We start from the raw sequence: 17,388 nt of genomic DNA, 5'->3' as shown, positions 1-17,388 counted from the left end.
ATTCGAGACTCCCCCTCTGGGGGAGGTGGCAGCCCGGAGGGCTGACGGAGGGGGAAACGATGGAGAACCACACGCCCCGGGCTCTGGGCGCCGCACGCAAGCTGCGCCGCCAGATGTCGCTTCCGGAAGGTCTGTTGTGGCAGCAACTGCGCCAGCGCCCGTGTGGCCTCAAGTTCCGCAGCCAGCATCCGGTCGGCGATTTCGTGGTCGATTTCTACTGCGCCAGCCATCGCCTCGTGATCGAGATCGATGGCAAGGTTCACGATATGGGAGGAAATCCGGCCAGGGATCGCGAGCGGGATCAATGGCTCGAAGGCAAAGGCCTGACCCTGGTGCGGGTGCCCGCTCCCGATGTTCTGCGTGACCCCGCCCGGGTCGCTGAGTCGCTTGTGGCGCTGTGCCACGACATGCCCCCTCCGTCAGCGCTTCGCGCTGCCACCTCCCCCAGAGGGGGAGACTCGTTAGGAGTCGTTAGCTGACATGGACTTTATCTCGATCCTGAGCATTTTCGTGCTCGCCTGCTTCGTGGGCTATTACGTCGTCTGGTCGGTCACGCCCGCCCTCCACACCCCGCTGATGGCCGTGACCAACGCGATCTCCTCGGTGATCGTGGTCGGCGCGCTGATCGCGGCGGCCGCGCCGGTGCTGGGCGCCAGCGGGACCACGGCCAAGTGGCTGGGGCTGGGGGCGGTGGTGCTGGCCTCGGTCAACATCTTCGGCGGCTTCGCTGTCACCGCGCGCATGCTCGCGATGTACAAGAAGAAGGAGAAGAAGTGATGAGCTTCGCGCTCCTTGCCGCCGCCGCGGCCGAAGCCGGGCATGCCGCCATCCCCGCCTGGGTGGCGCTGGCCTACCTCGTCTCGGGCGTGCTGTTCATCCTCGCGCTGCGTGGGCTGTCCAGCCCGGCGACCAGCCAGGCGGGCAACCGCTATGGCATGATCGGCATGACCATCGCGGTCGCGACCACGCTGGTCACGCACGAGATCGCCAGCCTGCCGGAGATCGTTGCCGCGCTGGCCATCGGCGGCGGCATCGGCTGGTTCATCGCGCGCAAGATCGCGATGACCGACATGCCGCAGCTGGTCGCGGCGTTCCACTCGCTGGTCGGCCTCGCCGCCGTGCTGGTCGGCCTGGCCGCCTATCTCAACCCGCAGGCCTTCGGCATCGCCGGCGCGGACGGGGTGATCGAGGTGCAGAGCCGGATCGAGATGGGTCTTGGCATCGCGATCGGCGCGATCACCTTCTCGGGCTCGGTCATCGCCTTCCTCAAGCTGGCGGGCAAGATGAGCGGATCGCCGATCCTGCTGCCCGGCCGCCACGTGCTCAATCTCGGCACGCTGGTCGCGATCCTGGGGCTCGTGGCCTATTTCACCCAGGACCAGTCGGGCTGGGTGATCGCCACGATCACTGCGCTCAGCTTCTTCATCGGCTTCCTGCTGATCATCCCGATCGGCGGCGCGGACATGCCGGTCGTGGTCTCGATGCTCAACTCGTACTCGGGCTGGGCCGCGGCGGCGATGGGTTTCACCCTGCACAACAGCGCGATGATCATCACCGGTGCGCTGGTCGGTTCGTCCGGCGCGATCCTCTCCTACATCATGTGCAAGGCGATGAACCGCGGGTTCCTGTCGGTCATCGCCGGCGGCTTCGGCGCCGATGCGGCGGCCGGGGGCGGGGGTCCGGCCAAGGAGCAGCGCCCGTGGAAGCGCGGCTCGGCCGAAGACGCGGCCTACATGATGAAGCAGGCCGAAAGCGTGATCATCATCCCGGGCTACGGCATGGCGGTCAGCCAGGCGCAGCATGCGCTGCGCGAGATGGCCGACACGCTCAAGAAGGAGGGCGTCAGCGTCAAGTACGCGATCCACCCGGTGGCGGGGCGCATGCCCGGGCACATGAACGTGCTGCTCGCCGAGGCCAACGTGCCCTATGACGAGGTGTTCGAGCTGGAGGACATCAACAGCGAGTTCGCCCAGGCCGACGTGGCCTTCATCATCGGCGCCAACGACGTGGTGAACCCCGCGGCCAAGACCGACAAGTCGAGCCCGATCTACGGCATGCCGGTGTTCGACGTCGACAAGGCCAAGACGATCTTCTTCGTCAAGCGCTCGATGGGCGGGGTCGGCTATGCCGGCGTCGACAACGACGTGTTCTACATGGACCAGACGATGATGCTCCTCGCCGACGCCAAGAAGATGGTCGAGGACATCGTCAAGGCGTTGGCCCACTGATGCGCCGCGGGGCGGTGCTGGGCGGCCTGGCGCTGCTGGCCGTCCCGCTGGTCCTGGCCGGCTGCGTCGAGCGGATCGCGGAGAGCCGCGTGCGTTCGGCGCTGGTCGGGGCCGGGCTATCGGAACCAACCTCGGCCTGCATGGCGCGCCGCATGGTCGATCGGCTGACGATTGCCCAGTTGCGCAAGCTCCAGGCGCTGCAAGGCCCGAAGCGCAGCCTGGCCGACTATGTCGCGGCGGTGCGCAGGGTGGGCGACCCGGCGGTGATCGAGGTGACCGCCAGCTCGGCCGCGCTCTGCGCCACCGGCTTCGGCTGATCTCCACGCCGCCGCACCGAACGCCGCTGGACCTCGGCCGGAGGCATCCCTAAGACCCCGCTCGACTGACGACCATGCCGGCCGCCCTGGCCGGATCGTTTGGGGAGTTCTCCGTCTTGCGCAAGATCGGCCTGATCGGCGGCATGTCCTGGCTGTCGACCCGTACCTACTACGAGCACATCAACCGCCTCGTCCAGGCCCGCGCCGGCCGCCAGGCCAGCGCTCCGCTGCTGATCGAGAGCCTCGACTACACCAACCTGCAGCGCCTGCAGGGGGCCGAGGAGTGGACCCGGGCCGGGACGATCCTGGCCGACAGCGCCGCGCGGCTCGAGACCGCGGGGGCCACCGCGATCCTGATCGGTGCCAATGCGATGCACAAGGTCTACGATCAGGTGGCCGCAGCGGTCGGCGTGCCGGTCTTGCACATCGCCGAATGCGTCGGCGAGCGGATGGCGCGCGACGGGATCAAGCGGGCGGCGCTGATGGGCACGCGCAACGTGATGGTGGAAAGCTTCTACCGCAAGAAGCTGATCGCCCGCGACATCGAGCTGCTGCCGCCCGAGATGAAGTTCGTCGAGGCGCTCGACCGGATCATCTATGACGAGCTGATGCTCGGCAAGGCCACCCGTCAGGCCGAGCGTGAGCTGAAGTCGATGATGGTCGAGCTGCAGCGCGACGGGGCCCAGGCGGTCGTGCTGGGTTGCACCGAGCTTGAGATGGTGGTCGACGTCGATGCCAACGTGATGCCGATCTACGACTGCACCCGGATCCACGCCGAGGCGGCGGTGGACTGGATCTGCGGCGATTGACGGACCCCGGGATGACAGGCTTGCGCGCGCCCTATGCGTCCGACCCGGCCCGGAGCCGGGGTCGCGAGTTCGCAGCCGATGATACGGTAACCCGCGGGCCGCGCGGGCCCTACCAGCGCGACCGCGACCGGATCATCCATTCGATCGCCTTCCGCCGCCTGCGCCACAAGACCCAGGTGTTCATCGCGCCCGATGGCGATCATTACCGCGTGCGCCTGACTCACAGCCTCGAGGTGGCCCAGATCGGCCGGGTGATCGCCCGCGCGCTCGGGCTCGACGAGGACCTGACCGAGGCGCTGTGCCTGGCGCATGACATCGGCCACCCGCCCTTCGGCCATGCCGGCGAGGAGGCGCTCGACGCGGCGCTGACCGACCACGGCGGGTGGGACCACAACGCCCATTGTCTGCGCACGCTGATGCGGCTCGAGAGCCCCTACTGCGAGTTCGACGGGCTCAACCTCACCTGGGAGCTGCTGGAAGGGCTGGCCAAGCACAATGGCCCGGTCAGCGCGCCCAACTGGGCGCTCGCCGAGCTCGATGCCGCCTGGCCGCTGGACCTCGGCCAGTGGCCCAGCCTCGAGGCGCAGGTCGCCTCGCTGGCCGACGACATTGCCTACGACAATCACGACATCGACGATGGCCTGCGCGCGGGGTTCCTCGTGCACGACGATCTGCTCGCGCTCGATTTCCTGGCCGACCAGTGGCGGGCGGTCGAGCGCCGGTTCCCCCATGCCCCGCGCGAACGCCAGCTGCGCGAGCTGGTGCGCGGCCAGATCGGCTGGATGGTCAACGATCTGATCGAGACCACCCGCGGCCGTGCCGCCGGACTGGGCAGCGCCGAGGCGGTGCGGACGGCGGGCCAGGCCACGGCGGCCTTCTCCCCAGCGCTGGCCGAGCACGAGCGGGTGCTCAAGCGCTTCATGTACCAGCGGCTCTACTACCACCCCGAGCAGCTCGCCACGGCGGAGCGCGCCCGCGAGGTGATGACTACGCTGCTCGCCGCCTACCGGGCCGACCCGGCCCTGATGGGCGCGGGCTGGGCCGGGCGCCTTGACGAGGCCGAGCCCGACCGCACCCGGCATATCGTCGACTACATCGCCGGGATGACCGACCGCTTCGCCGCCACCGCCTATGCGCGCATCACCGGCCATGCCCCGGAAGGGCTGCGCAATGTCTAGGGGGCGCCGTGGCTAGGCCGGTGCGGATCGGGCTGGTCGGAGCGAGCGGGCTGGTCGGCTCGGCGCTGATCGCGGCCTGCGTCGGCCGCGGCGACGTGCGCCTTGTGGCGGTGGCGCGGCGCGAGCTGGCGCTGCCGCGCGGCGCGACCATGGAGGTGCTGCTCGCCGATCCGGAGAACTGGGGCGACGCGCTCGCCGCGGCGCGACCCGACGTGGTGGTGAGCGCGCTGGGCACGACGATCCGCCGGGTCGGCGGTGACGAGGCGGCCTTTCGCGCGGTCGACCATGATCTGGTGCTGGCCTGTGCGCGCTGGGCGGGCGAGGCCGGGGCGCGGCAGTTCATCGCGGTCAGCGCGATCGGTGCCAGCCCGCAATCGCGCAACTTCTACCTGCGCGTGAAGGGCGAGACCGAGGCGGCGCTGGCGCGGACCGGGCTGGCCCGGCTCGACATCCTGCAGCCCGGCCTGCTGCTTGGCGCGCGCGACGATCGGCGTCCGGCCGAGGCGGTCGGCCAGCTCCTCGCGCCGCTGGCCGGGCTGGTGCTCCACGGCGGCGCGCGGCGCTACCGGCCGATCGCGGCGGATACCCTGGCCGAGGTGATCCTGGCCCTGGCGCACCAGAAGGCGCGCGGACGGTTCGTCCACGATCACGACGCGATGATCCGGGCGCTGCGCCGCCATGCCTTCGAACGCTCGCTGCCTGCCCGAGAGTCTGTGGACTAAATCGGCCGCGCGCGGTTGACTTCGCACCTGCACACGTTCACGCCGGGCAGGACGCTGACCGCGCGGGAGAGTCCGACGCGAATCGCCGCCCTTTCATCCGGGGCGTCACGGTTCGCCCGGCGCCGAAGGAGCAACCGCCCCGGAATCTCTCAGGCTTCAGGACCGCGATGGGTCGATAGCGTCGCTCTGGAAAGTGCAGCACCTTCGGGGGCTGCCGCCGAAGGGGTAACCCGGTTCCGCCAGTCATGGCCGGAACAGGGGAAAGCTCTCAGGCTTCCGTGACAGAGGGGGCACGGAAACGTGTGCCACATCTGTGCGGAGCCATGCCCTGTGAACGCGATCGACGCGCCTGCGAACGACGAGCTTGATGACGCTCCGGCCGAGCCGGAAACCCTGCCCCTCGATGATTGGCACCGGGCGCGCGGCGCGCGGATGGTGCCCTTCGCCGGCTACTGGATGCCGGTCCAGTACGAGGGAATCATCGCCGAGCACCTGTGGACCCGCAGCAGCGCCGGACTGTTCGACGTCTCGCACATGGGCCAGCTGTTCATCAGCGGCCCGGGGGGCGAGGCGGCGCTCGAGGCCGTGCTGCCGATCGACCTCGGCACGCTCAAGCCCTATGCCCCGCGCTACTCGCTCCTGCTCGACGAGTATGGCGGCGTGCTCGATGACCTGATGGTCACGCGCTGGAACGAAGGGTTCTACCTGGTCGTCAACGGGGCCACCAAGTGGGATGACATAGCCCACCTGCGCGAGCACCTGCCCGACGAGATCACGATCAACCACCTCGCCGATAGTGCCCTGCTCGCACTGCAGGGCCCGGCCGCGGCAGTTGCGCTGGCCCGGCTCGCGAACGGTCCGGTGCCGATCGAGGCACTCACCTTCATGAAGGGCGGCAGCTTCACCCTGGCCGGGGTCGAGGCATGGATCAGCCGGTCCGGCTATACCGGTGAGGACGGTTTCGAGATCTCGATCCCGGCCGAGGCCGCGGCGGCCGTCGCTGCAGCGCTGTGCGGCGAAAGCGAGGTCAAGCCGATCGGACTCGGCGCGCGCGACAGCCTGCGGCTCGAGGCCGGCCTGCCGCTCTACGGGCACGACCTCAGCCCCGAGATCAACCCGGTCGAGGCCGGGCTGACCTTTGCGATCAACAAGCGGCGCAAGGCCGAGGGCGGCTTTCTGGGCGCCGAGACCGTGCTCGCGGCCCTGGCCGAGGGGCCGGCACGGTGCCGCGTCGGGCTGGCGCTCGAGGGGCGCATGGCCGCGCGCGAGGGCGCCGCGGTCCATGCCGGCGAGGCCGTGATCGGCACGGTCACCTCGGGCGGCTTCTCGCCCAGTCTTAACCATCCGGTCGCCATGGCCTACGTCGCGGCGGCGCAGGCCGCGCCCGGCACCGAACTGACCATCGACATGCGCGGCAGGCGGCTCCCTGCCCGGGTCGTGCCGCTGCCCTTTGTCCCCCATCGCTACCATCGCTGAGGAGCTCACCGTGACGACCTACTACACCAAGGATCACGAATGGATCGCCGTTGCCGGAGAGACCGGCACGGTCGGCATCACCGACTATGCCCAGAGCCAGCTCGGCGACATCACCTATGTCGACCTGCCGGCCGCCGGCACGACCATCGGCAAGGGCGATGCCCCCTGCGTGGTGGACAGCGTCAAGGCCGCCTCGGACGTCTATGCCCCGGTCAGCGGCACGGTGACCGAGAGCAACGCGGCGCTGGCCGATGCCCCCGAGCTGGTCAACAGCGCCCCCGAGACCGACGGCTGGCTGTTCCGCCTGACCCTGTCCGACCCGGCCGAGCTGGCCGGGCTGATGGACAAGGCCGCCTACGACGCCTTCGTCGCCGGGCTGTAATCGCCGACACGATTTCGCGCACTCACGTCCGCTCGTGCTGAGCCTGTCGAAGCACGCGCGCGAGGCCAGTCCCGAGCGTGGCCTTCGACAAGCTCAGGCTGAGCGGACCGGGTGAATTGGGCAAATGCCAAGGTGTGGAGCACCCTGTGAGATACCTTCCCCTAACCCCTGCCGACCGCGCCGAGATGCTCGGCGTGATCGGTGCCGATTCGGTTGATGCCCTGTTCGCCGACGTCCCGCCCGAGGCGCGTCTGCCCGGGCCGGTGCCCGGCCTGCCGCACCACGCCAGCGAGATGGCGGTCGAGCGGCATATGGCCGCGCTGGCCGCGCAGAACCTGGCCGCCGGCGCCGCGCCGTTCTTCCTCGGGGCAGGGGCCTATCGCCATCATATCCCGGCCTCGGTCGATCACCTGATCCAACGCGGCGAGTTCCTCACCGCCTACACGCCCTACCAGCCGGAGATCGCCCAGGGCACGCTGCAGGTCCTGTTCGAGTTCCAGACCCAGGTCGCGCGGCTGTTCGGCACCGATGTCGCCAATGCCTCGATGTACGATGGCTCGACCGCGTGCTGGGAGGCCGTGGCCATGGCCGGACGGGTCACCCGGCGCAGCAAGGCCGTGCTGTGTGGCGGGCTCCACCCGCACTACGTCGCGACCATCGAGACCATGGCCCGCTTCACCGGCGACCAGATCGACAGCCGCGTGCCGACGCTCAGCGCCGAGCCGGACGAGGCCGGGCTGATCGCCGCGATCGATGCGGCCACGGCCTGCGTGGTGGTGCAGTACCCCGACGTGCTCGGCCGGGTGCCCGATCTGGCGAAGATCGCCGCGGCGGCCCAGGCGCAGGGCGCGCTGCTGATCGCGGTGGTGACCGAGCCGGTCGCACTCGGCCTGATCGAGGCGCCGGGCAAGCTCGGCGCCGATATTGTGGTGGGCGAGGGGCAGTCGCTCAGCGTCGGGCTCCAGTTCGGCGGACCCTACCTCGGGCTGTTCGGCTGCCGCGAGAAGTTCGTGCGGCAGATGCCGGGGCGGCTGTGCGGCCAGACGGTCGATGCCGATGGCCGGCGCGGCTTCGTGCTCACCCTGTCGACCCGCGAGCAGCACATCCGGCGCGAGAAGGCGACGAGCAACATCTGCACCAACTCGGGGCTCTGCGCGCTGGCCTTCTCGATCCACATGACCCTGCTTGGCGGGGACGGGCTGGCCCGGCTGGCCCGGATCAATCACGCCCGTGCCCAGCAGACCGCGGCCGCGCTGGCCGGAGTGGCCGGGGTCGAAGTGCTCAACCACGCCTATGTCAACGAGTTCACGGTGATCCTCCCGCGCGATGCGCGCGAGGTGGTGCGCGAACTGGCCGACTATGGCGTGCTGGGCGGGGTCTCGCTCGGCCGGCTCTATCCGCGCCAGCCCGAACTGAGCAACGCCCTGCTGGTCACCGCCACCGAGACCACCACCGATCAGGACATCCACGCCCTTGCCGCGATCCTCGGCGAGGTCCTTGCCAATGCCCACGAAGGAAGCCCGACATGAACGCTCCCAATGTTTCCGGCTGGCGCCCCGCGATGGGCGAAGGGGGCGGCGAGGGTGCCCCGATCGTGACCACCAGTGGTGACCGCGGGCTGTCGCTCGAAGAACCGCTGATCTTCGAGCTGGGCCGCGCCGGCACCTGCGGGGTCGATCTGGACGAGGTCGATACGCCGGTGGTCCCCGGGCTTGCCCGCTTCCTCCGCGCCGCGCCGCCGGCCCTGCCCGGCCTGACCGAGCCCGAGACCGTGCGCCACTATACCCGGCTGTCGCGCCAGAACTACGCGATCGATCTCGGGCCGTTTCCGCTTGGCTCGTGCACGATGAAGCACAACCCGCGGCTCAACGAGAAGGTCGCGCGGCTGCCCGGCTTTGCCGACATCCACCCGCTCCAGCCGCAGCACACCGTGCGCGGGGCGATCGGGGTGATCGCCGAACTGGCGCACTGGCTGGTGACCCTGACCGGGATGAGCGCCGTGGCCATGACCCCCAAGGCCGGGGCCCACGGCGAGCTGTGCGGGCTGCTGTGCATCCGCGCCGCACTGGAGGCCCGCGGCGATGCCCGGCAGGTCGTGCTCGTGCCCGAGAGCGCCCACGGGACCAACCCCGCCACGGCGGCCTTCGCCGGCTACCGGGTCGAAAACATCCCCGCCACCGCCGAGGGGCGGGTCGACCTGGCGGCGCTGACCGCGCGGCTCGGCCCGGACGTGGCGGCGGTGATGATCACCAACCCCAACACCTGCGGCCTGTTCGAGCGCGACATGAAGGCGATCTCGGACGCGGTCCATTCCGCCGGCGGGCTGGTCTACTGCGATGGCGCGAATTTCAACGCGATCGTCGGCAAGGTCCGCCCGGGCGACCTCGGCATCGATGCGATGCACATCAATCTGCACAAGACCTTCTCCACCCCGCATGGCGGCGGCGGGCCGGGCTCGGGGCCGGTGGTGCTGTCGGCCGCGCTGGCCCCCTTCGCCCCGCTGCCCTTTGCCCTGCGCGGTCCCGACGGGATCATCCGGCTGGTCGAGGAAGAGGACGCGCCGGTCCATCATCCGCAGAGCTTCGGGCGGATGGCGGCGTTCCACGGGCAGATGGGCATGTTCACCCGCGCGCTGGCCTATATCCTCAGCCACGGCGCCGACGGGCTGCGCCAGGTGGCGGAGGACGCGGTGCTCAACGCCAACTACGTGCTGCGCAGCCTGGAAGACCTGCTCGATGCCCCCTTCGCCGGAGCGGGGCCGTGCATGCACGAGGCGCTGTTCAGCGACAGCGGCTTTGCCGAGGGCTTCTCGACGCTCGACCTGGCCAAGGGGCTGATCGACGAGGGCTTCCACCCGATGACGGTCTATTTCCCGCTGGTGGTCCACGGGGCGATGCTGATCGAGCCGACCGAGACCGAGAGCAAGGCCGGGCTCGACCGTTTCATCGGCTCGATGCGCAGCCTGGCGGAGCGGGCGCGGGCCGGTGATCCGGGGCTGAAGTCGGCGCCGCATCTGGTCCCGCGCCGCCGGCTCGACGAGACCCAGGCCGCGCGCAAGCCGGTGCTGGTCTGGCCGGAGGCCTGATTCAGGCCGCAGTCCCCGGCGCCGCGCCCGGTGTGACGGGCCGCGTCGCCGGGGACAGTCCGGCTGGTGCCTCAATCGGCGTTGGGCGCGGTCGCCGGGTCCAGCACGCTGCGGCGGTGCAGCACGTGCTCGCGCCAGGCGATGATCAGCCCGGCGGCAATGATCAGCGGCGCGCCCAGCCAGCTCGTGGCCGGCGGGAGCTGGCGCCAGATCAGGTAGCCCCACAGCGTCGACCAGATCAGCTGGCTGTAGTCCATCACGATCACGCTTGCGACGCTGCCATAGCGCAGCGCCGCGGTCAGCAGCAGCTGGGTGACGATCCCGGTGGCGCCCAGCCCGGCCAGCAGCAGCCACTGCACCTGGCTGTGGGCACGGCCGGTGACCAGCGCCGCGGGCAGCAGCAGCAGCGCGCCGAGCAGCGAGAAGTAGAACACGACCCGCAGCGGCTCCTCGGTGCGGCCGAGGTCGCGCAGCTGGATCGAAACCAGCGCGACCGAGAAGGCGGCGAACAGGCCGACCACCACCCCATTGAGCGGCAGGTGGGCGCGGTCGGGCCCGACGATGACCATCACGCCGACCAACCCGACCGCCACCGCGCTCCAGCGCCACGGCCCCACCGTCTCGCGCAGGAACAGGGCGGCCAGCACCACCGCGAACATCGGCGTGGTGAAGCCCAGGATCGTCGCTTCAGCCAACGGCAGGATGCGCACCACGCCCAGGGTGCCGAACATCCCCACCGTGCCGATGAAGGCGCGGCGGGCATGGATCCAGAAGCGTTCGGTGCGCAACCGGCTGAGCTGGCCGCGCGCGGCCAGCCAGGCCAGGATGCCGATGGCGGGCAGCAGCTGTCGCCAGAACAGCGCCTCGGGCAGGGCCAGACCGTAGTCCCCGGTCAGCTTCGAGAACAGCAGCATGACCGACATCGCGACCATCGCCAGCAAGCGCAAGCCGAGCGCGAGGAAAGGTTTTTGTTGCACTTGCACAATCCGGCTTTAGCCGGGCGGCCGGTTGAGACAAGAGGCGTGCGTGGAATTCGGCAGCGACCATCCTGCCCTTGTGGGTGCCATCTTCGCACTTGCGGTGGCGATGGCCGCCTGGTGGGGCGATCGTCGCCGATGGCGTCGGAGCGATCTGGACCGGGTCGGGCTGATGCCCTGGCAGGGCCTGTTCGTCTGGGCGCTGCTGGCCGCAGTGCTCCTGGGGGCGGCCGCCCTTCGGGGATGACCTAGAGGCAGGCCTCGAGATAAGCCTGGTCGAACCCGAACTGGCGCGCCTTCTCGAGCGTGTAGGGACGCAGCCCGGTCGAGCGGAACTCGCCGATGATCTTGCCGTCGTCGCTCTCGTCGAGATACTCGAACTTGAACAGCTCCTGGGTGACGATCACGTCGCCCTCCATCCCGATCACCTCGGTGATGTTGGTGGTGCGGCGCGAACCGTCGCGCAGGCGCTTGACCTGGACGATCAGGTCCACCGATTCGGCGATCTGGCGGCTGATCGCTTCCTTCGGGATCTTGATGTCGCCCATCAGGATCATGTTTTCCATACGGCCAAGGCATTCGCGCGGGCTGTTCGCGTGGAGCGTGCACATCGATCCGTCGTGGCCGGTGTTCATCGCCGCGAGCAGGTCGAAGCACTCGGCGCCGCGGATTTCGCCCAGGATGATCCGGTCCGGGCGCATGCGCAGCGCGTTCTTGACGAGATCGCCGATGGTGATCGCACCCTGGCCCTCCAGGTTCGGCGGGCGGGTTTCCAGCGGCAGCCAGTGCGGCTGCTGCAGGCGCAGTTCGGCCGCGTCCTCGATGGTCAGCACGCGCTCGCCCGGGTCGATCATCTTCGACAGGGCGTTGAGCATCGTGGTCTTGCCCGAACCGGTACCGCCCGAAATCACGATGTTCATGCGGCAGGCGCCCGCGATCTTCAGCGCGGTGCACATCTTGTCCGACATCGAGCCGAAATCGCGCAGCATGTCGAGCGTGATCGGCTTCTCGGAAAACTTACGGATCGAGATGGCCGTGCCGCGCAAGCTGAGCGGCGGGACGATCACGTTCACGCGGCTGCCGTCCTTGAGGCGGGCGTCGGCCAGCGGCGTGGTCTGGTCGACGCGGCGGCCGACCTGGTTGACGATGCGCTGGGCGATCTGGAACAGGTGCTGCTCGTCGCGGAAGCGGATCGGAGCGAGCTGCAGCTTGCCCTTCTTTTCGATGTAGGTCTGGTCCGGCCCGTTGACCATGATGTCCGACACGTCGGGGTCGTTGAGCAGCTCCTCCAGCGGGCCGAAGCCGAGCAGCTCGTCGATCAGCACCTTCTCCAGCGCGAACTGTTCGCGACGGTTGAGGGTGATCTTGAGCTCGGCCAGCACCTCGAGGATGATCGGGCGGAATTCTTCCGACAGCTCGTCCTTGGACAGCGTCGCGGCGGCTTCCGGATCGACCCGCTCGAGCAGGCGGGGGAGCACCTGCTCCTTGATCTTGTGGACCGAGGCCTCGAAGCCTTCGGCCTGGTACTGGTTGTCGACGATCTGGGTGGAGCGGTCGTTGAGCCGCGCCATTGCATCGCCCTTGTTGGGGTCGAGCGCAGCCGGTGCAGGGGCTTCGCCGGGCACAGGCGAGGCGGCAAAGTCGGCCCGGCCACCATCGACGCCGCCGGGGCCGGTTTTCATCGGTCGGGCGACGCCGAACGAGGGGCGGGCGCCCGGTGCCATCCCGCCTAGTCCGTTCTTCCGCCCAAATGCATTCATTTCAAGACTTTCCCCGTCATGACCGAGTCGTGTCGCGATGCTGACCCGGCCTTGGCGCTTGCGTTCGTGCTTCGGTATATGGTTGAAACTTTGAAAACTTCCTAAAGGCAGTGGAGCGCGCTGGTGGCGATGATGGCCGATCCGCCCCCGTCCGCCAGCCCCTGCTGGCTGTGTCAGCGCCCGCTCGGCCGGCGGGTGGAGCGCCACCATCCGGTGCCGAAAAGCCGTGGCGGACGGGCCACCGTGCCAGTGCATCCGCTGTGTCACCGCACGCTCCATGCCACCTTCAGCCCGGCAGAGCTGCAGCGTCTCGGCGCCGATCCGGCAAGGCTGCGCGCCCACCCCGACCTGGCGACTTTCCTGAAGTGGATCGCGGGCAAGCCGGCCGACTTCCACGTCGTCACCGCGCCGCGCAAGAAAGACCTTGGCCGGCGGGGCTGATTGGCCCTAACCCGGCAGGGATGCTCCGCCTCCCGCCGTCGCTATTCGCCGCTCTGCTCATCCCGCTGGCGCTGGTCCATGCGCCGGTGCCCCTGGCAGCACAGCCGCGTGAGACGCGCCTGCCCGAATGGATGGCCGGCACCTGGCACTCGCAATCCGGCGCCGCCTGGGGCGACCGGCTGTGGACTGCGCCGCACGGCGGGCAGATGCTCGGCCTCGCCCGGCGCGGCTTCGGCCCCGAGGTGGAGAGCTGGGACTACCAGCGGATCGTGCGCCGACCGGGCGGCGGCCTGAGCCTGATGGTCCAGCCGCAGGGCGGCAGCGCGGTCGACTATGCGATGGCGGTGATGAGCGACCAGGCGATCGAGTTCGCCAACCCGTCGGCGCCTTATCCGCAGCGAATCCGTTTCTGGCGTGAGGGCCAGTTGCTGATGGTCGAGGCCTCGCAGCTTGACGGGAGCCGGGCCGAGCGCTGGAACTACCGGCCCGTCGCCGGCCCGCCGCCGGACGGACTGCCCCCGGAGCGGCCGGCCTTGCAATCGCCGTAGACGATCACCTGCCCCGAGGCGGTGAAATCCGAGACGGTCTCCACCCCCCAGCGCTGGCAGCCGCGCAGATAGGCAAGCACCAGGGGAACCGTGCGCGGATTGCCCATCGCCGGGGTCAGCCCCGCGGGCACGACCACAACCTGGGGCTGCCAGGCCAGCACGCGGCGCATTTCGCCCGCAGCGTCGCGCCAGCTGGTGCCGTCCTCGGAGGCGGCGCCGAGCAGGTAGGGGAAGAACAGCGGGGTCGGCGGGTAGCGGCCGACCATCTCGTACAGATAGGACGGGCCGAGGAACACGAGCAGCCGGGGGTGGGGCTCGCGGCGCTGCACCATGGCGGCCAGCGCCGCCATCTGCGCGCGCGATTGCTGGCGCGGGGCAAACCAGAACGAAGGGCTGATCAGCAGCACCAGCAGCAGCGCGGCCAGGGCATAGCTGGTGCCCGCGCGGGGCCGGTCGAGCGCCGCGGCTGCGGCCAGGCTGAGCGGGAGCAGCAGCGGCAGCATGTAGTGCAGCAGGAAATTGGGGACCAGCACCAGCCCGACCAGCGCGGCGATCACCCAGCCGGCGACGAAACCGGGCGCCACGCCGCGCTCCCGCGGCCAGATCAGTCCGGCGGCGGCGGGGAGCAGCAGCGGCAGCCCGATCCAGGCCAGCGCCGTGGCCCGCGCCGCGGCATCGCCGCCCGGGTTGGTCGTGCGCACCAGGTTTGACGTGACCATGGCATACCAGAACTCGGCGAAATGGCCGATCGCGGCGAAGCCCAGCCCGGGCAGGACCAGCGGTGCGGCGCCCGCCGCGGCCATCGCCAGGGTTAGCCGGATCAGCCGCCGCGCGTCCTCCCGGCGCAGCTGCCACAGCCCCCACAGCCCGAGGAACAGGCCCTCGGCCAGCGCGGTCTGCTTGAAGCTGGCGGCCAGCCCGGCGAGCAACATGGCCGTGACCAGCTGGCCGCGCAGCACCCGCATCGCGGCGAGGGCGATGAACAGGTTGTAGAACACCGGGGCCTGTCCGCCGATGCCGCCGAACAGTGGCAGCATCACGATGTAGAAGGTCGCTCCCCAGGTTGCTCCGGTGCGGCTGCCGAGCCGCTCGCCCAACTGCTGGATTGCCCAGGCGGTGGCGACCACGAAGCCCGTGGCGACCACCTGGTAGCCGATAAGCGGCACGGGCAGCGCGGCGATCAGACCATAGAGCGCGAACAGCCCGGGTCCCTTGCGGTCCCACAGGTCGACGTAGGGCAGCAGCCCGGCGTGCTGGCGCAGGCCGAGCTGGAGGTAGAACAGCTCATCAGCGAACAGATTGGGATCGCCCCAGGCGGCGACACGGGTGGCCAGCGCGAGCAGCACGAACCAGCCCAGCTGGACCGGCCGCGGCGCCAGCGCACGGGCGATGCGCAAGAACAGGTCGGCCCGGGGTGGCGGGGCGGCGGGCGGTGGAGCGATCGGGTGATGGTCCCCCATGGGTTCAGGCTAGCCGCCCAGCACGGCGGAACCAAGCACCAAGCCCGAGGGCGTCACGGGGTGGGCCGGGCCGGCCGCCGGGGCTCAGCCCTCGACGTGCTCGGCCAGCACGGTCAGGCCATTGGCGCCGACCTCGGCGAAGCCGCCCGACACCGCGATGTCCTCAGGCGCGGCGTTCTCGCTCTTGTAGACGCGGATGACCCCGTCCTTGACCGTCGACATGAACGGCGCGTGGCCCTCCAGCACGCCGAACTCGCCCTCGCTGCCGGGGACGACGACCATATGGACGCTCTCGCTCCGCACGAGCTTGGCCGGGGTGACGAGTTCGAAGTGCAGCGGCATGTCCAAAACTCCCCCTCCGCTTGCCGGAGGGTCACTAGGCTCCCCTCCCGTTGACGGGAGGGGCGGGGGGAGGGCTTGTTCCTGACCGGAGGAAGGTCGCCCAACAGGCCCTCTCCCGGCCCCTACCCATGTCCCCGCGAAGGCGGGGAACAGCGGGAGGGGAGGTTGCGGTGCCCCGGCCCTTGCGGGCGGGGCACTGTTATCAGGCGTCTTCGGCCAGCTTCTTGGCCTTCTCGACCACTTCGTCGATGCCGCCGACCATGTAGAACGCGGCTTCCGGCAGGTGATCGTACTCGCCGTCGACCACCGCCTTGAACGAACGGACGGTGTCTTCCAGCTGGACGAACTTGCCCGGGATGCCGGTGAACACCTCGGCGACGTGGAACGGCTGCGAGAGGAACTTCTGGATCTTGCGCGCGCGGGCAACGATCGTCTTGTCCTCTTCGCTGAGCTCATCCATGCCGAGAATGGCGATGATGTCCTGCAGCGACTTGTACTTCTGCAGCGTCTCCTGGACGCGGCGCGCGGTCTCGTAGTGCTCGGCGCCGACAACGCGCGGCTCGAGCACGCGCGAGGTCGAGTCGAGCGGGTCGACCGCCGGGTAGATGCCCAGCTCCGAGATCGCGCGGTTCAGCGTGGTGGTCGCGTCGAGGTGCGCGAACGAGGTCGCCGGGGCCGGGTCGGTGAGGTCGTCCGCGGGGACGTAGATCGCCTGGACCGACGTGATCGAGCCCTTGTTGGTCGAGGTGATGCGCTCCTGCAGCGCGCCCATGTCGGTCGACAGGGTCGGCTGGTAGCCCACGGCCGAGGGGATGCGGCCGAGCAGCGCCGACACTTCCGAACCCGCCTGGGTGAAGCGGAAGATGTTGTCGACGAAGAACAGCACGTCCTGGCCTTCCTGGTCGCGGAAGTATTCGGCCATGGTCAGGCCCGACAGCGCGACGCGGGCGCGGGCGCCCGGCGGCTCGTTCATCTGGCCGAACACCAGGGCGACCTTCGAGCCCTCCGACGTGGCATTGCCCTCGGCATCCTTGGCGATGACGCCCGCGTCGAGGAACTCGTGGTAGAGGTCGTTGCCCTCACGGGTGCGCTCACCCACGCCGGCGAAGACCGACACGCCGCCGTGACCCTTGGCGATGTTGTTGATCAGCTCCTGGATGAGCACGGTCTTGCCCACGCCGGCGCCGCCGAACAGGCCGATCTTGCCGCCGCGCGCATAGGGGGCGAGCAGGTCGATCACCTTGATGCCGGTGACGAGAATGGCGGCCTCGGTCGACTGGTCGACGAACTCGGGAGCCTTGGCGTGGATCGGCGCGTGCAGGTCCGAACCCACCGGGCCGCGCTCGTCGATCGGCTCGCCGATCACGTTCATGATGCGTCCGAGGGTCTTGGGGCCGACCGGCACCGAGATCTGCGCGCCGGTGTTGGTCACGGCCTGGCCGCGGGTCAGGCCGTCGGTGGCGTCCATCGCGATGGTGCGCACGGTGTTCTCGCCGAGGTGCTGGGCAACCTCGAGCACCAGGCGGTTGCCGTTGTTGTCGGTCTCGAGCGCGGTGAGGATCGCCGGCAGCTCGCCGTCGAAGGTCACGTCGACGACGGCGCCGATGACCTGGCTGATCTTGCCGGTGGAAGTGAGCACGGTGGCCATGGTTGTTTCCTTGCC

The 17,388-nt window shown here is 69.7% G+C and carries 19 protein-coding genes and 2 riboswitches; of the genes, 14 read left to right on the top strand and 5 right to left on the bottom strand.

From position 1 onward, the window contains the following. Positions 1–59: 59 nt before the first annotated feature. From H7F53_RS05980 to gcvPB, 11 genes are all read left to right on the top strand, one after another. Complete coding sequence (locus H7F53_RS05980; RefSeq protein WP_185678559.1) at positions 60–479, top strand: endonuclease domain-containing protein; 420 nt, start codon at positions 60–62, stop codon at positions 477–479. A 1-nt stretch (position 480) separates the two neighbouring features. Then, entirely contained in the window at positions 481–777 is a 297-nt protein-coding gene (locus H7F53_RS05975; RefSeq protein ID WP_185678558.1) for an NAD(P) transhydrogenase subunit alpha part 2, read from the top strand. Beyond that, positions 777–2,228, top strand: coding sequence for an NAD(P)(+) transhydrogenase (Re/Si-specific) subunit beta (locus tag H7F53_RS05970; RefSeq protein WP_185678557.1), 1,452 nt, complete (start codon positions 777–779; stop codon positions 2,226–2,228). The genes H7F53_RS05975 and H7F53_RS05970 overlap by 1 nt, the downstream gene beginning before the upstream one ends. Then, entirely contained in the window at positions 2,228–2,545 is a 318-nt protein-coding gene (locus H7F53_RS05965) for a hypothetical protein (RefSeq protein WP_185678556.1), read from the top strand. Before H7F53_RS05970 ends, H7F53_RS05965 begins: the two co-directional genes overlap by 1 nt. A gap of 116 nt (positions 2,546–2,661) precedes the next feature. Beyond that, on the top strand, positions 2,662–3,354 hold the full coding sequence (locus H7F53_RS05960; protein ID WP_185678555.1) for an aspartate/glutamate racemase family protein: 693 nt from the start codon (positions 2,662–2,664) through the stop codon (positions 3,352–3,354). A gap of 11 nt (positions 3,355–3,365) precedes the next feature. Next, positions 3,366–4,532 carry a deoxyguanosinetriphosphate triphosphohydrolase gene (locus H7F53_RS05955; RefSeq protein WP_185678554.1) on the top strand — a complete coding sequence of 389 codons (1,167 nt, stop codon included), beginning with the start codon at positions 3,366–3,368 and terminating at the stop codon, positions 4,530–4,532. Between the two features lie 8 nt (positions 4,533–4,540). Continuing rightward, on the top strand, positions 4,541–5,254 hold the full coding sequence (locus H7F53_RS05950; protein WP_185678553.1) for an NAD(P)H-binding protein: 714 nt from the start codon (positions 4,541–4,543) through the stop codon (positions 5,252–5,254). A gap of 53 nt (positions 5,255–5,307) precedes the next feature. Beyond that, positions 5,308–5,429: riboswitch (glycine riboswitch) on the top strand. A 1-nt stretch (position 5,430) separates the two neighbouring features. Next, positions 5,431–5,549, top strand: a riboswitch (glycine riboswitch). Between the two features lie 35 nt (positions 5,550–5,584). Beyond that, a complete protein-coding gene (gene gcvT / locus H7F53_RS05945; protein WP_379542872.1) occupies positions 5,585–6,730 on the top strand; it encodes a glycine cleavage system aminomethyltransferase GcvT in 1,146 nt (381 codons plus the stop codon). A gap of 10 nt (positions 6,731–6,740) precedes the next feature. Beyond that, positions 6,741–7,112 (top strand): glycine cleavage system protein GcvH, encoded by a 372-nt coding sequence (gene gcvH, locus H7F53_RS05940; RefSeq protein ID WP_185678552.1) that lies wholly within the window; start codon positions 6,741–6,743, stop codon positions 7,110–7,112. Positions 7,113–7,258: 146 nt separating this feature from the next. Beyond that, positions 7,259–8,641 (top strand): aminomethyl-transferring glycine dehydrogenase subunit GcvPA, encoded by a 1,383-nt coding sequence (gcvPA, locus tag H7F53_RS05935; RefSeq protein ID WP_185678551.1) that lies wholly within the window; start codon positions 7,259–7,261, stop codon positions 8,639–8,641. Continuing rightward, the gene (gene gcvPB, locus H7F53_RS05930; protein ID WP_185678550.1) at positions 8,638–10,197 is read left to right on the top strand and encodes an aminomethyl-transferring glycine dehydrogenase subunit GcvPB; all 1,560 of its coding nucleotides are present in this window, start codon (positions 8,638–8,640) and stop codon (positions 10,195–10,197) included. The genes gcvPA and gcvPB overlap by 4 nt, the downstream gene beginning before the upstream one ends. A gap of 71 nt (positions 10,198–10,268) precedes the next feature. Here gcvPB and H7F53_RS05925 read toward each other — a convergent pair whose 3' ends face one another. Further along, entirely contained in the window at positions 10,269–11,174 is a 906-nt protein-coding gene (locus H7F53_RS05925) for a DMT family transporter (protein WP_343061940.1), read from the bottom strand. Positions 11,175–11,223: 49 nt separating this feature from the next. On the opposite strand from H7F53_RS05925, the gene H7F53_RS05920 reads away from it, so the two are divergent. Then, the gene (locus H7F53_RS05920) at positions 11,224–11,421 is read left to right on the top strand and encodes a hypothetical protein (protein WP_185678675.1); all 198 of its coding nucleotides are present in this window, start codon (positions 11,224–11,226) and stop codon (positions 11,419–11,421) included. Position 11,422: 1 nt separating this feature from the next. On the opposite strand, the gene H7F53_RS05915 is transcribed toward H7F53_RS05920, so the two are convergent. Next, positions 11,423–12,934: a TadA family conjugal transfer-associated ATPase gene (locus tag H7F53_RS05915; protein WP_185678549.1), complete on the bottom strand. Its 1,512-nt coding sequence runs from the start codon at positions 12,932–12,934 to the stop codon at positions 11,423–11,425. 129 nt (positions 12,935–13,063) lie between these two features. On the opposite strand from H7F53_RS05915, the gene H7F53_RS05910 reads away from it, so the two are divergent. Further along, the gene (locus tag H7F53_RS05910; protein ID WP_246438583.1) at positions 13,064–13,375 is read left to right on the top strand and encodes an HNH endonuclease; all 312 of its coding nucleotides are present in this window, start codon (positions 13,064–13,066) and stop codon (positions 13,373–13,375) included. A 20-nt stretch (positions 13,376–13,395) separates the two neighbouring features. Then, positions 13,396–13,923, top strand: a complete 528-nt coding sequence (locus H7F53_RS05905; protein WP_185678548.1) for a DUF6265 family protein — start codon at positions 13,396–13,398, stop codon at positions 13,921–13,923. On the opposite strand, the gene H7F53_RS05900 is transcribed toward H7F53_RS05905, so the two are convergent. From H7F53_RS05900 to atpD, 3 genes are all read right to left on the bottom strand, one after another. Continuing rightward, positions 13,854–15,383: a hypothetical protein gene (locus tag H7F53_RS05900; RefSeq protein WP_185678547.1), complete on the bottom strand. Its 1,530-nt coding sequence runs from the start codon at positions 15,381–15,383 to the stop codon at positions 13,854–13,856. The genes H7F53_RS05905 and H7F53_RS05900 overlap by 70 nt on opposite strands. Positions 15,384–15,467: 84 nt before the next feature. Then, complete coding sequence (locus tag H7F53_RS05895) at positions 15,468–15,725, bottom strand: ATP synthase F1 subunit epsilon (RefSeq protein ID WP_185678546.1); 258 nt, start codon at positions 15,723–15,725, stop codon at positions 15,468–15,470. Between the two features lie 202 nt (positions 15,726–15,927). Next, the gene (gene atpD / locus H7F53_RS05890) at positions 15,928–17,373 is read right to left on the bottom strand and encodes a F0F1 ATP synthase subunit beta (protein WP_185678545.1); all 1,446 of its coding nucleotides are present in this window, start codon (positions 17,371–17,373) and stop codon (positions 15,928–15,930) included. Positions 17,374–17,388 lie beyond the last annotated feature (15 nt).

The sequence above is a fragment of the Novosphingobium piscinae genome (assembly GCF_014230355.1).
GTDB lineage: Bacteria > Pseudomonadota > Alphaproteobacteria > Sphingomonadales > Sphingomonadaceae > Novosphingobium > Novosphingobium piscinae.
Note: the sequence above shows the minus strand (reverse complement) of the source record. Positions and strands in the feature narration are given on the sequence as shown.

Coding starts and splice junctions, on each gene's coding strand:
- H7F53_RS05900 (WP_185678547.1), bottom strand. CDS start 15,383: ATGGGGGACCATCACCCGATCGCTCCACCGCCCGCCGCCCCGCCACCC.
- H7F53_RS05915 (WP_185678549.1), bottom strand. CDS start 12,934: ATGAATGCATTTGGGCGGAAGAACGGACTAGGCGGGATGGCACCGGGC.
- atpD (WP_185678545.1), bottom strand. CDS start 17,373: ATGGCCACCGTGCTCACTTCCACCGGCAAGATCAGCCAGGTCATCGGC.
- H7F53_RS05975 (WP_185678558.1), top strand. CDS start 481: ATGGACTTTATCTCGATCCTGAGCATTTTCGTGCTCGCCTGCTTCGTG.
- H7F53_RS05905 (WP_185678548.1), top strand. CDS start 13,396: ATGCTCCGCCTCCCGCCGTCGCTATTCGCCGCTCTGCTCATCCCGCTG.
- H7F53_RS05980 (WP_185678559.1), top strand. CDS start 60: ATGGAGAACCACACGCCCCGGGCTCTGGGCGCCGCACGCAAGCTGCGC.
- H7F53_RS05970 (WP_185678557.1), top strand. CDS start 777: ATGAGCTTCGCGCTCCTTGCCGCCGCCGCGGCCGAAGCCGGGCATGCC.
- H7F53_RS05895 (WP_185678546.1), bottom strand. CDS start 15,725: ATGCCGCTGCACTTCGAACTCGTCACCCCGGCCAAGCTCGTGCGGAGC.
- H7F53_RS05965 (WP_185678556.1), top strand. CDS start 2,228: ATGCGCCGCGGGGCGGTGCTGGGCGGCCTGGCGCTGCTGGCCGTCCCG.
- H7F53_RS05955 (WP_185678554.1), top strand. CDS start 3,366: ATGACAGGCTTGCGCGCGCCCTATGCGTCCGACCCGGCCCGGAGCCGG.
- H7F53_RS05910 (WP_246438583.1), top strand. CDS start 13,064: ATGATGGCCGATCCGCCCCCGTCCGCCAGCCCCTGCTGGCTGTGTCAG.
- gcvPB (WP_185678550.1), top strand. CDS start 8,638: ATGAACGCTCCCAATGTTTCCGGCTGGCGCCCCGCGATGGGCGAAGGG.